The 12,513-nt window shown below is 68.8% G+C and carries 12 protein-coding genes; 3 read left to right on the top strand and 9 right to left on the bottom strand.

What is annotated here, in order from left to right; all coding sequences use genetic code 11:
* Positions 1 to 930 carry a sugar kinase gene (locus P3W85_RS09180; RefSeq protein WP_017227993.1) on the bottom strand — a complete coding sequence of 310 codons (930 nt, stop codon included), beginning with the start codon at positions 928 to 930 and terminating at the stop codon, positions 1 to 3.
* Positions 931 to 992: 62 nt separating this feature from the next.
* On the bottom strand, positions 993 to 2,021 hold the full coding sequence (locus P3W85_RS09175) for an SPFH domain-containing protein (protein ID WP_017227992.1): 1,029 nt from the start codon (positions 2,019 to 2,021) through the stop codon (positions 993 to 995).
* A gap of 158 nt (positions 2,022 to 2,179) precedes the next feature.
* Between P3W85_RS09175 and P3W85_RS09170 the strand changes: the two genes are divergently transcribed.
* Positions 2,180 to 2,926: an NUDIX hydrolase gene (locus tag P3W85_RS09170; RefSeq protein WP_035813150.1), complete on the top strand. Its 747-nt coding sequence runs from the start codon at positions 2,180 to 2,182 to the stop codon at positions 2,924 to 2,926.
* A gap of 30 nt (positions 2,927 to 2,956) precedes the next feature.
* Here the strand turns inward: P3W85_RS09170 and P3W85_RS09165 are convergent, their stop codons facing one another.
* Positions 2,957 to 3,346 carry a hypothetical protein gene (locus P3W85_RS09165; protein ID WP_276264548.1) on the bottom strand — a complete coding sequence of 130 codons (390 nt, stop codon included), beginning with the start codon at positions 3,344 to 3,346 and terminating at the stop codon, positions 2,957 to 2,959.
* A 128-nt stretch (positions 3,347 to 3,474) separates the two neighbouring features.
* Here P3W85_RS09165 and P3W85_RS09160 point away from each other — a divergent pair, with 128 nt between their 5' ends.
* Positions 3,475 to 3,945, top strand: coding sequence for an Lrp/AsnC family transcriptional regulator (locus tag P3W85_RS09160; RefSeq protein WP_276264547.1), 471 nt, complete (start codon positions 3,475 to 3,477; stop codon positions 3,943 to 3,945).
* 87 nt (positions 3,946 to 4,032) lie between these two features.
* On the opposite strand, the gene bluB is transcribed toward P3W85_RS09160, so the two are convergent.
* The 5 genes from bluB to P3W85_RS09135 all read right to left on the bottom strand — a co-directional run bounded on the left by bluB (position 4,033) and on the right by P3W85_RS09135 (position 9,887).
* Entirely contained in the window at positions 4,033 to 4,698 is a 666-nt protein-coding gene (gene bluB, locus P3W85_RS09155) for a 5,6-dimethylbenzimidazole synthase (protein ID WP_276264546.1), read from the bottom strand.
* 156 nt (positions 4,699 to 4,854) lie between these two features.
* Entirely contained in the window at positions 4,855 to 6,072 is a 1,218-nt protein-coding gene (metC, locus tag P3W85_RS09150; protein ID WP_276264545.1) for a cystathionine beta-lyase, read from the bottom strand.
* Positions 6,073 to 6,217: 145 nt separating this feature from the next.
* A complete protein-coding gene (locus P3W85_RS09145; RefSeq protein ID WP_276264544.1) occupies positions 6,218 to 7,225 on the bottom strand; it encodes a Bug family tripartite tricarboxylate transporter substrate binding protein in 1,008 nt (335 codons plus the stop codon).
* Positions 7,226 to 7,529: 304 nt separating this feature from the next.
* Complete coding sequence (locus P3W85_RS09140) at positions 7,530 to 9,182, bottom strand: rhodanese-like domain-containing protein (protein ID WP_276264543.1); 1,653 nt, start codon at positions 9,180 to 9,182, stop codon at positions 7,530 to 7,532.
* Between the two features lie 117 nt (positions 9,183 to 9,299).
* A complete protein-coding gene (locus P3W85_RS09135; protein WP_276264542.1) occupies positions 9,300 to 9,887 on the bottom strand; it encodes a cysteine dioxygenase family protein in 588 nt (195 codons plus the stop codon).
* Positions 9,888 to 10,035: 148 nt separating this feature from the next.
* Here P3W85_RS09135 and P3W85_RS09130 point away from each other — a divergent pair, with 148 nt between their 5' ends.
* A complete protein-coding gene (locus P3W85_RS09130) occupies positions 10,036 to 10,902 on the top strand; it encodes a LysR substrate-binding domain-containing protein (RefSeq protein WP_276264541.1) in 867 nt (288 codons plus the stop codon).
* A 29-nt stretch (positions 10,903 to 10,931) separates the two neighbouring features.
* Here the strand turns inward: P3W85_RS09130 and P3W85_RS09125 are convergent, their stop codons facing one another.
* Positions 10,932 to 12,488 carry a methyl-accepting chemotaxis protein gene (locus tag P3W85_RS09125; protein ID WP_276264540.1) on the bottom strand — a complete coding sequence of 519 codons (1,557 nt, stop codon included), beginning with the start codon at positions 12,486 to 12,488 and terminating at the stop codon, positions 10,932 to 10,934.
* Between the last annotated feature and the right edge of the window lie 25 nt (positions 12,489 to 12,513).

The raw sequence follows: 12,513 nt of genomic DNA, 5'->3' as shown, positions 1-12,513 counted from the left end.
CTACTGCACCAGCTGCCCGCAGCGTTCAGCCACGCCGATGCGGGCTTCGGTGCCGGCGTTGAACTGCAGGAAATCCGCTTCGATGCCATCGCTGAAGATCACGCCGCTCTCGGGCATCAGCGAGCGCAGCACGATCTGCTGCCCGCGCGGGATGTCGCCATACACCAGGGTGGTATTGCTGGCGCGGCTGGGAAAGGGCTCGCGCACGGCGAACACCAGCCGGTCCGCGTCCCATGGCAAGGGCTGATAGGGTGTACCGGCGCCGTCGCCCGCCTGCGCGATGGCGCGCGCGCCGGTGACGATGCTCTTGAGCCAGGCCGTGGAGCCAAGCCCCGTGGAGACAATGACGCCGCTCGACGATTGCACCTCGTTGCGCGCGCCGAGCTGGATTTCGTAGCGCGCCGAGGTGTGGCTGCGCGGCCCGATGAAGAAGTCGTTGACCGCGTACAGCACCTGCTGGTCCGACAGTTCGGCGCGCGCCATGGTGACCGGACGGGCAGGGCGCCGGTCCTGCATGGCTTCGGCCAGCACGCGCGCCAGTTCGCCCGCCTGGAACGGCAGCAGCACGCCGTCGTAGCGGCCCGGATCCGGGTTCACGCCGAGCAGCGGCTGGCCGTTCAGGTATTTCATGGTGTTGGCGACGAGGCCGTCCTGGCCCAGCGCCACCACGATATCGTCCGGCCCGAACAGGAAGTTGGGCAGGAACTGCCGGTCCACCACCTGCCTGCGCAGGTAGCGCGACAGCACGGCGCTGACCTGCTCGCGCGCGGCAAGGTAGGCATCGTGCTCGCGCTGGTAATCGGTGATGTCCGCGCCGAGGTGCTCCAGGTAGAAGCGTGCCTGCGCCAGCGAGTGGTAGCGCGCCAGCAGTTCCTCCAGCCGTGTCTTGCGTGTCACCAGTACTACCTTGCGATCGGCGGCCGTGCCCATGCGTGTTGCTCCTGTTCCTGTTTCTGTTCCTGAATGCGGATGACCTGTTCGCGTGCCGGGGATCAGCCGCGGCCCTTGCCCTGCGGGGCCAGCAGCGATTGCAGCAGCTCCGGCGACATATTCAGCTGCCCGATGCGCTCGGCCTTGTCGGCAATGCCGCCAAAGGCCTGTGCGATCAGCTGGCCGGGGGCCATGCCCGATGCGGCCAGCGCCTGCACGATGCGCGCGTCGGCCCCCTGCAGTGCCTGCATGACCGCGCCCAGGCGGTGGGCTTCGGCCTCGGCGGTGGTGCGGGTGTTGTCCGCTTCCAGGCCGACGAATTCCTTGCGGCGCGCCTCCAGCGCGATCTGCGCCTCCATGGCGCTGGCCTCCAGTTCCGCCTGCTTCTTCTGCACCGCGGCTTCGGCTTCCATCTGGGTCTCGCGGATGGTGCGCTGCTTGAGTTCCACCGCCACCTCGGTGTCGAGTTCGCTTTCCTTGATGGCGCGTTCGTTCTCGACGGCAGCGTTGCGGCGGGCGTAGATGGCGTCGTCGGCCGCCTTCAGGATTTGCTCGCGGATTTCGGCTTCCAGCGCACGCGCGGTTTCGGCGCGGGGCTTGACCGCCACCATCGAGAAGGACAGGATCTCCAGCCCGAGCGCCAGCACGTCGGGCTGGGTCTTCAGCGCGCCTTCGACCTGGCGCGCCATGCGGTCCGAGGCCTGCAGGGACGAGCGCAGGGTTTCGGCGCTGACGGCCTGCTGCACCAGCACTTCCACCACGCCTTCGACGCGGGTGCGCAGGTTCTGGGGATCTTCCGAGACGTAGTTGCGGCCATCCGGCTTGAGCGCGAAGTTGAGCATGGCTGCCGTCTTGCGCGGTTCGGCGACGCGGTAGGAGAGATTGCCCTGCACCGTCACCGACTGGAAGTCGGCCGTGATCAGCTCGAAGATGTACGGCAGGACCTGGCTGCCCACGGGCACGGCCACCAGCGACGTGGTGGGCGAGTAATAGTAGAAGGACTGGCCGCTGCCTTCGCGCAGGATCTTGCCGCCCTTCATCTGCATCAGATAGGTGGTGGGGTCTGCCTTGATGAAGCGGATGCCGAACATGGTGGTTCCTTTCCCGTGGTGTCTGGTGGTCTGCCCGCTTTCGCCGGCAAGCGAAAAGCGATAATAAGTGTGTCAGTGCCACTAATATAAGTGTCACTGTGCCACTTGTCAACCTATAATCCGCCATGAACAGCCGCGACAAGGAGCCCTCCCGCAACATGACCAAGCCTTCCGAGCCTATTCCTGATCCGGTCGAAGCCGCCGGCGACGCGGTCTTCCGCCGCCCGCTGACCACCGTGGATGTGGTCATCCTGACCATCCGCGCCGGTTCCCTCCAGGTGCTGCTGGTGCAGCGCCCGCAACAGGCGGGCGAGCCCTTCCCGGGCCGCTGGGCGCTGCCGGGCGGCTTTGTCGATGTCGCGCGGGATCGGGATCTGCAGGCCTGCGCCCTGCGCAAGCTGGCGGAAAAAACCGGGGTGGACAGTCCTTACCTGGAGCAGGTGGGCAGCTGGGGCAGCGCCACGCGCGATCCGCGCGGCTGGTCCACCACGCACGTGTACGTGGCCTTGTTGCCGGACGAGACGCTGGCGCTGCAAAAGGGAGGCAACGCGGCCGACTTGCGCTGGGCGCCGGTGGAGGGCGAGGGCGTTGCCATGCCGCTGGCGTTCGATCACGCTGTCCTGCTGGGCGCAGCGCTGCATCGCGTGCGCGGCAAGACCGAGTACACCTCGCTGCCCGCGCACCTGCTGCCGTCCGCCTTCACGCTTGGCGAATTGCAGCACGTGTACGAACTCGTGCTCGGCCGTTCGCTGGAGAAAAAAGCGTTCCGCACCAGGATGCTGGCGGGCGGGATGCTGGAAGATCTTGGCGCGCAGAAGGAAACCGGGCGCCGCCCGGCTTTGCTCTACCGGTTGCGCGAGCAGGCCGGGCTGGTTTATTTCACGCGCAGTTTCGAGCAGCGCTGAGGCGCCGGCGGCAGGGGCCGGGCCGCGTGGCTACTGGACTTGTGCCGGGGCCGCATGGGCATGGCCGACGGGGACGGTCCGCGGTGCATCGAAGGGGCTGGGACCGGCTGCCACGGCGGGAACGGCCTGCGCATCGGCGGGGGCCGCGATCTCGAAGATTTCAAGCACATCCGCGCCGTTCTCCATGCGCCGGAGAAACAAGGGCAGCAAGTCCGCATTGTCGGCGCCGACCGACAGCGTGAGCTGGTGGGGCGCGGCCGCCTGCCCGAAGCACAGATCGATCAGGGTGAGCCCGGTGCGGCGGGCGTTGGCGAGCGTCCATTCGATGGCGCCGAAGAGGTCGTTGCGTTCAAGCCGCAGTGCAAGGTTCAGGGTAGGCATGGTGTCGGAGGCGGAGGGGGTATGTGGCTCGGAGTTCATGCGATAAATCTACCAGCGCTGCCTCAGAATGGGCTTCTTTATTGCCTCCAGATTTGCCTTGATTGAGGACGAATCATCTACTGGTGTTAAAGTTGATGGTGAATTGTTCCTGTAGGGTGGTAAAAACCATGGCAAGCTCCCCAAAGCTGGATGGAACCGACCGGCGCATCCTGCGCGCGCTGCGGCGTGACGGCAGGCTCTCCAACCTCAAGCTGGCCGAGCAGGTCGGGCTGTCGCCCACGCCCTGCTGGAACCGGGTGCGCGCGCTGGAGGAAAGCGGCGTGATCGAGGGCTACGCCGCGCTGCTGAACCAGAAGGCGCTGGGCCTGCCGGACACGGTGCTGATCGAAGTGACGCTGGACCGGCACGATGACGACATGCTGGACCGCTTCGGCGAAGCCCTGGCGGAGTTGCCGGAAGTGATGGAAGCCTACCTGCTGACCGGCGAATACGACTACCTGATCAAGGTGGCGGTGGCCGGCACGGAAGGCTACGAGGAATTCTTGCGGCACAAGCTCTACAAGCTGCCGGGCCTGCGGCACAGCCATTCCACCTTCGTGCTGCGCTGCATGAAGCGGGAGCCGTCGGTCGAGCCTTGACCTTGGGGCTTCAGGTTTCAGGTTTTGAGGATTGAGGATTGAAGCTTGAGGCCCGGCAAGGTGGCGCGCCTCCAGGCCGCCTGCCGTTCAGGCCGCGGGCTGGCTCCAGCGGTCGGTGCACAGCAGCTCCGCCAGCGGGCGTCCCTGGCGCCAGCCTTCCAGTTCCAGCATGGGCGCGGGATAGAAGGCGTCGACCGGACCCAGGCAGAGAATCGCGATCGGCAGGCCGCCCGGCGGCAGCCGCAACAGGGTTGCCAGCGCGCCGGGCTCGAACATGGACACCCAGCCCAGTCCCAGGTTTTCCACGCGCGCCGCCAGCCAGAGGTTTTCAATGGCGCAGGCCGCCGAGCACAGCGCCATCTCGCGCGGCATGGTGCGGCGGCCGAACACGGTGCCATCGTCCGGCGCCAGCGCCACCACCAACAGCTCGGCGCACTCGCGCACGCCTTCCACCTTCAGGCGCAGGAATTCGCTATCGCGTTCGCCCAGCGCCGCCGCTGTCCGGTGGCGCTCGGTCTCGACCAGGGCCGCGATGTCCTGCCTCAGTGCGGGGTCGGCAATGCGGATGAAACGCCACGGCTGCATCAGGCCCACGGACGGGGCGCTGTGCGCGGCCTGCAGGACGCGCATCAACACCGCCTCGTCGACCGCGGCGCCCGCCATGAAGTGCCGCATGTCGCGGCGCGACGCGACAAGGCGGTAGAAGCTCTGCCGCTCCTCTGGCGAGAACGTGGTGCAGGCTGTTTCGGTCATGGTCGCGGGCATGGCGTGGCGGGGGCGCGAAAGCCGGCATTGTAAGCCTGTGGGGAGGGCGGCGGGCGGCATGCGCAGATCCGCCGCGCGGGCCCGGGATGTGGCGGCGCCCAAGCGAGGCTGCCCGCTGGCCGGCGATGGCTGATCCAGCGGGAACTAGCGCGCCGAATCCGGCGGCATCGCACTCACATGGCAGGAAATCTTCCCGCCAATCGCCTCGAACCCCTGCGCCAGATCCGCCAGCAGGTCATCGATATCCTCCAGCCCGATATGCAGGCGAATGACCTGGCCGCGCGCTGACCAGTCGGTCACGCTGCGCGCGCCGCGCAGGTCGGCGATCACGGCAAGGCTCTCGAAGCCGCCCCAGGAGGCGCCGATGCCGAACAGCGCAAGGCTGTCGACGAAGCGCTCGGCCGCATCCGGCGCAGCATCGCCCAGAGAGAACGACAGCAGCCCGTTGGTGCCGCGGCAATCCCGGCGCCACAGTGCATGGCCGGGGTCGCCGGGCAGGGCGGGGCAGAACACCTCGGCCACTTCCGGGCGTGCGCGCAGCCAGTGCGCTACCGCCAGCGCGCCGCGCTCGTGCTGGGCCAGGCGCGCGCCCAGCGAGCGCATGCCTCGCTGTACCAGGTAGGCATCGTCGGGGCTGACGGCCATGCCGAAGGCGTCGGCGGCGGCGGCAAGCGCCGGCCAGGCGGCCTCGGTGGTGCAGACCGTGCCCATCATCACGTCGGAATGGCCGGACAGGTATTTGGTGGCAGCCATCAGCGAGATATCCGCGCCGAGCGCGAGCGGGCGGTATAGCAGGCCGGAGCCCCAGGTGTTGTCGGCCGCCACCAGCGCGCCGTGCCGACGGGCGATGCCGGCAATGGCGGGCAGGTCGCACATCTCGTAAGCCAGCGAGCCGGGCGCCTCGACGTAGACGAGACGGGTTTCCGGCCGCAGCCTGGCTTGCAGGTCGTGGCCGTCGCTGGCATAGAAGCTGGCGGCAATGCCGTGCTGCGCCAGAAAACCCTCGGCGAGCTTGCGTACCGGCTCATAGACGCAATCCGGCAGCAGCACATGCTGGCCGGGGCGCAGGCAGGCCAGCAGCGTCATTGCCGCGGCGGCGAGTCCGCTGGGGAACAGGCGGGTGCGGTAGCCGCCCTCCAGCTCAGTGACCATGTCCTCCAGCGCGAAGGCGGTGGGATTGCCGCGCGCGCCATAGGTGAAGAGCCGCTCGTTGCCGCGCCGCGAGCGCATCTCGCGCATCTGCGCGACGGAATCGAAGAGCACCGTGCTGGCGCGTACCACGGGCGGGTTGACGGGCTGGCCGCCGTCCACGGTGCCGGTACGGCCGGCATGCGCGAGGCGGGTAAGCGTGCTGTGTTTCATGGTTTGGCCCGATCAGGGTGAGGCACCGTACCGCGCCGGCGCGGCCGGCGTGGCTGTGCGTGGCTGTGCGTGCGTATATCGTGTTGCTGGCGCAGGCGGTTGCAAATCCCATGCCCATACCGTTTGCGCGCCGGACTGCGATCCATCAGTCCATGCGCGCGCCGGACAGCTTGACGATATGCGACCAGCGCGCGATGTCTGCCTTGAGCTGCACGGCGAACGCATCCGGTTTGCTGGCCACCACATCGCTGCCGCCGTCATTGATCAGTTTCACCACTTCCGGCATCTGCAGCACCTGCACGATGGCGCGGTTCAGGTAGGCGACGCGCTCGGGCGGGGTGCCGGCCGGCGCGAACACGCCATACCAGTCTTCGAAGCGGGCATTGCGATAGCCCAGTTCTTCCAGCGTCGGCACCTTGGCGAACACGCCGAGGCGGCGCGGGCTGGTCACCGCCAGCGCGCGCATCCGGCCGCCCTGGATAAAGCCGGCCACCGAGGCGGTGGAGGTGATCAGCACGTTCACCTGGCCGCCCAGCAGGTCGTTGATGGCGGGGCCGGCGCCCTTGTAGGGCACATGCTGCAGCGTCACGCCGCTGTCCTTGTCCAGCACCACGCCGACCAGGTGCGACAGCGTGCCATTACCGGGCGTGGCAAAGGTGATCTTCTGCGGCTGGGCCTTGGCCTGCGCAGCCAGTTCGGCAAAGGTCTGCCATGGTGCATTGGCGGCCACCACGATGGCCAGCGGCGCCGCGTTGATCTGCGTGACCGGCGTGAAGTTCTTCACCGGGTCGAAGCCCGGGGCGCCGTACAGGGTCGGGTTGACGGCCATCACCGATACCTGCGAAGTGAGCAGGGTGTAGCCATCGGGCTTGGCCTCGGCAACCAGGCGCGTACCGATATTGCCGCCGGCGCCGCCGCGATTGTCGGTGACGGCGGTCTGGCCGAGCACCTCGCCCAGCCGGGTGGTGACGATGCGGGTGATGGCGTCGTTGCCGCCGCCGGCGGGGAAGGGCGAGACGAAGCGCAGCGGCTGCGACGGGTAGCCGCCGACCGGCGCCAGCGGCTGGGCCGTGGCGGGGGTGGTGGCGAGGGCGAATGCGGCGACGGTGGCGGTAGCGAAGGTGCTGGCCAGGACATGCTTGATGCGTGACATGAAGAACCCCTGTATCTGTAGAGAGATGTCAGTGCGAAGGGAGGCTGGGCGGGCTTCTGCGGCCCCGCGCGATGCATCGCGCGCCGCTCCAGCCCCTGTGTTCCCGGAATGCCGGGGCGTCCCCTTGGCGCTGCACCGTCGAGCCGGTTGGGAATCGTTGCCTTGCGACTCGCCTTGCCGGCTGCGCGCGTCCGTCGCCGTGCCGGTGGGTGGGCGGTGGATGCGCGAGCGGGCTCGGTCGCTGGTGGCGGTTCATGGTGCGAAATGGCTTGGATCAGGCAGGAACGGATCGCATGGCGCTGGCTCAGGCGAAGCGGAAGGTGGCCAGTTCCTGCGCGTCGAGCTGGCCGATCAGGTTGGTTTCCCAGGCCAGGTAGCGGCGCGCGGCTTCCTTGTTGCCGTCGTGGCGGTCGTGCACGAAGAACAGGAAATCGATGCAGCGCGCATCCGGCAGGCAGTCCGCGCTGCCGGTGACCAGCGCGAGGCCCGCGGCCTGCCACGCGCCGACGCCGCCGTCGAGCACGCTTACGTCGCGGTAGCCGAGCGCCACCAGTTCCGCCAAGGCCAGCGCCGCTACGCCAGGCTGCCCGGCGTCCCCGATCAGTACCAGCGCCGTGTCGTGCGGCACATCCGCCAGGTCGCGCGCAACTACGGGGCGGATCGACCAGCGGCTGCCCTGGATGTGTCCCGCGCGATACGCCGCGCTGGGGCGCACATCGAGCGCAAGTGCGCGTTGCCCGGCCAGTTGCGCGGCCAGCGTGGGCGTATCGATGCGGCGGAGCACGGTGGTGGGCGCCGCGGGGCCATCCCGGGCGGCCAGGCCGCCGGCCAATGCCGCGGCAATGCCGCCTTCGAGCACCACCGCGTCGTGCCCCATCTGGCGCAGCCAGCTGGCCACCACGGGGGCACGCACGCCGTCGGCGTCCATCAGCACAAGGCGGGCACGCCGCACGCCCACGTACTGGTCGGTGGCCTGGATGAGCTGGCCGCCGGGCGTGTGCTGGGCCCCGGGCACCGAACCGGCTGCGTATTCCTCCGGCGTGCGAACGTCGCACAGGTAGGTGGTGCGCAAGCGGTCGTCCAGCCACATGCGGGCTTGCGCGGCACCGATGCACGGCACGGCGAAGCGGCTGGCCATGGCCTGCGCGGCATTCCGGGCGGCGTCGAGACCGCGCGGCGCGTCGTTGTCCGGATAGCGGCGCGTGCCGCCATGCTCCAGCTTGAAATCGTTCAGGTACCAGCCCTGGGTGCCGTTCTCCAGGGCGAACACGGGATTGGGCACGCCGAAATGGATCAGCGTCTGGGCGCCGATGATGCTGCGGGTGCGGCCGGCGCAGTTGATCACGATGGGCGTGGTGGCGTCCGGCACGAGGTCACGCAGGCGGTAAGCCAGTTCGCCGTTGGGGCAGCAGATGGCGCCGGGGATATTCATCTTGCGGAACTCGGCGGCCGGGCGGCCGTCGAGCACCACCGGCGGCTGCCCGCTGGCCTGCATGGCGGCCAGCCCGGCGGCCGAGACGCGCGGCGTGCCGTAGTGATGCTCGGCCAGTTCGCCAAAGGCCTTGGAGGGCACGTTGACGCCGGCGAACAGGACGTAGCCCGCGGCCTGCCAGCCGGGCACGCCGCCATCGAGCACAAACAGCCTTGTGTAGCCGAGTGCCGCCAGGGCGTGGGCGGCGCGCGGCGCCACGCCGTCGCCATCGTCGGCCAGCACGATGCGGGCCGAGGCGTTGGGCGCCAGGCGGCCGATGTCGAGCTCGAGCCGGCTATAGGGCAGCGGCACGGCGTAGAACGGGTGGCCTTCGCCGTACTGGCCATGCTCGCGGATATCGAACAGGGCGATTTCATCCTGGTCGTGCAGCCATCCCTTGAGGACGACGGGATCGACCAGGGCGTAATGCGTAGCGGCGGTATCGACCGTATCGGCGGTAGCGGGCGCAGCGAGGAGAGCGGGCATGTGTTTGTTCAGGCAAAAAGGGGGCCTGGCCTCCTGGCCGCGCACGGGCGGGAGGCAAGCGGTAATGCATTGGGTGAGGGTTGGGCCGGGCGTGCCGGCGCGGCAGCCCGGTGTCTGCTAGCGGCGCGTCTTGACGCCCACGCCCATGACCTGGCTGCGGCCGGTCTCGAGGTCGAAGGAGAGGCGGTCGGTCAGGGTTTCGAGCGCGCGGCCGTACATATGCAGATGACGGATCACGGCTTCGCCGCGGATTTCCACCGAATGGATGTCATCGGGCAGCAGCGCGATGCCCGTGCCCGGGCCGACTTCCACGGTGTGCGAATGCGCGAGCGTGCCCACGCCGGGCTGGCTGCCGTCGTCGGTGCGCAGGTAGACGTCGTTGTATTCCGTGCCGACCACGCCCGCCACGCAGGCCCACGTGGTGTGGTTGTGCGGCGGGATGCGCTTGCCGGGCCGCATCACGTTCAGGTATAGCGCGAAGGTCTGGTCGGTGTCTTCGGCAATCAGGTAGCGGGCCTGGCGCTCGCCCTCCTCGGGCGGGGCGAATTCGCTCTCCGCCCACAGTTGCGGGCTGGCCGCGAGTTGCTCCACCTGCGTCAGCACGCCGGCCAGCGAGTCACGGGTGACGCCTGCGCTGGCAACGATTTCCTTGATGGATCGAATGGCGTCCCCGACGGCGGCCTGGCGTTGTTGTGCGATCGACATGTCTCTAGAATCCTTGCTGGGTCTCTGGTAAGTCTTGTGGGATATTGGCTTGCGGGGCGTTGCGTAGCGCCGTCAGGTTTCACTGTAATGAAGGCCACCGCCCGAAACCACTTAATCACCCATGAAAACACTTAAGCAAGTCTAATGAATGCGTAATCTCGATCTGGATCTGCTGCGCACCCTGGTCGCCATTGCCGATCACGGCACCTTCGGCGCCGCTGCCGAGCGGCTGCATCGCACGCAATCCGCCGTCACCCAGCAGATGCAGCGGCTGGAGGAGCAGGTGGCGCTGGCGCTGTTCGAGCGGCAGGGGCGGGGCAAGCAGCTCACCCGGCATGGCAACAAGCTGGTGGAGTACGCGCGGCAATTGCTGAGCCTGAACGACGAGGCGCTGCGCGTGCTGCGCGAGGGCGACCTGACCGGATCGCTGCGGATCGGCGCGCCGCACGATGTGGCCGACACCATCCTGCCGCCGCTGCTGTCCCATATCGCGCGGGCTTCGCCTGCCTTGCGGCTGGAGATCCACGTGGGGCGCAGTCCCTTCCTGATGGAGTCGCTGCGGCGCGGGGAGATCGACCTGACCGTGTCGACGCGCGAAGACACCAGCCTGGACGGCCTGGTGTTGCGCACCTCGCCCACCATCTGGGTTTGCGCGGCGGATTTTGCCTATGAGCACGGCAGCACGGTGCCGCTGATCCTGGCCGATGAGCCCAGCCTGTTCCGCAAGCTGGCGCTGGAGGCGCTCAAGGAGGCTGGCGTGCCGTGGCGCGCCGCCTACCTGGCGCCAAGCCTGATCGGCATCAAGGCGGCCATTCGCGCCGGGCTGGGGATTACCGCGCGCAGCATCGACCTGCTGGGGGCCGACATGCGCGTGCTGGGGGACAAGGATGGGCTGCCGCGCCTGCCGGATGTGACGTACTACCTCTGGGCACGTCCGAATGCCGCCAACCCGGTGGCCCGGCAGGTGTTCTCCATGCTCAAGACCACCTTGCAGCGCGGCCTGTCGGCGCCGTGAGCGGGCCCGGCGGCGAGCGCTGCGCCCGCTCAGGCCACCGGGGCCAGCCGGAAGGCGCCCACCGCTTCGGCAAGCTGGTGCGCCTGCGCTTCGAGCGAGCCGGCGGCGGCGGCGGCCTGCTCCACCAGCGCGGCGTTTTGCTGGGTGACCTGTTCCATCTGCGTCACCGCCTGGCTGACCTGGACGATGCCGGCGCTTTGCTCCAGCGATGCCGAGGAGATGTCCTCCATGATCCGCGCCACGCGGCGTACGGCCTCCACGGTCTCGCTCATGGTCTGGCCGGCCTGCGCCACCAGGGCGTTGCCGGCGCTGACCTTGCTGGCCGAGTCGTCGATCAGGGATTTGATCTCGCGCGCAGCGTTGGCGCTGCGTTGCGCCAGCGCCCGCACCTCGCCCGCCACCACCGCGAAGCCGCGGCCGGCTTCGCCAGCCCGCGCCGCTTCCACGGCCGCGTTCAGGGCCAGGATATTGGTCTGGAAGGCAATGCCGTCGATCACGCCGATGATGTCGGCGATGCGTTGCGAGCTGCCGTTGATGTCGCCCATGGTCTGCACCACCCCGCGCACGTCGTCGCCACCGCGCATGGCCAGGCGGGCGGCCTCGGCGGCCAGTGTGCTGGCCTGGCGCGCGCTCTCCGTGTTGTTGCTCACGGTGGAGGTCAGCTGCTCCATGCTGGCGGCGGTCTGTTCGAGCGAGGCGGACTGCTGTTCCGTGCGGGAGGAGAGATCCGTATTGCCGGCGGCAATCTCGCGCGCGCCGATATTGACCGAATCCGAACTGGCCCGCACTTGCGTGACGGTGCGGATCAGCGCCTCCTGCATGCGTGCCACCGCGGTGAGCACGCGTCCCACCTCGTTGCCGCCCGCGGCTGCCGCGCGCTGGCTCAGGTCGCCCTCGGCCACGCGGCCAAGGTGCTCGGCGGCGGCGGCCAGGGGCCTGACGATGAATGCGCGCAGCCCAAGGTGTACCGCGACGATCAGCCCAAGCGCGGCCGTGATGCCCACGACCACCAGCTTGACCACCAGGCCGTAGCGTGCGCCGCTGGCCTCGGCCTCCTGCTGCGCGAGCTGGCTTGCCTGCTGCTGGAAGGCTGCGGCACCTTTCGAATAGGCGGCGCCGGAGGGTGTCACCTCCTTGTCGTTGACGGCTGCATAGCCGGCGGGGTCCCCGGCGCGCAGCGCTGCCATGGCGCGCTCGACCGTGGCGGCGTGCGCCCGCGCGGCCCCAACGACCTGGCGGCGCAGGGCCTCGTCTTGCCCTTCCAGCGCGGCGGCGGCGCCAAAACGCTGCAGTTGCTCGCCCGAGCGCTTGAGCGATGCCTGCGCCGCGTCGAGTGCGTTGGCATCGACCCCGGCGCTGCCTTCGCGTGCCGAGGAATAGGCGCGCGCCAGCGCCGAGCGGGCGCGGGTCATGTCCTTGTAGGCATCGTCCAGCAGCAGGGTGCGGGCGGCGATCTGCTGGACGCGCTCGGTGGTCTGGTTGGCGGCGCGCAGCGCGAGCACGCCGACGCCGGCGCCAAACACGATCATCAATGCAAAGGTCACCAGGATCGCCAGCAGCCCAGTGCGCACGCTAAGGTTTTTCATCGTCGGGATCGAAACGAGGGTTTGA

Origin of the sequence: Cupriavidus basilensis (assembly GCF_029335485.1) — a bacterium.
In the GTDB taxonomy this organism is placed as follows: domain Bacteria; phylum Pseudomonadota; class Gammaproteobacteria; order Burkholderiales; family Burkholderiaceae; genus Cupriavidus; species Cupriavidus basilensis_E.
This window is presented reverse-complemented; position numbering and strand designations above follow the sequence as displayed.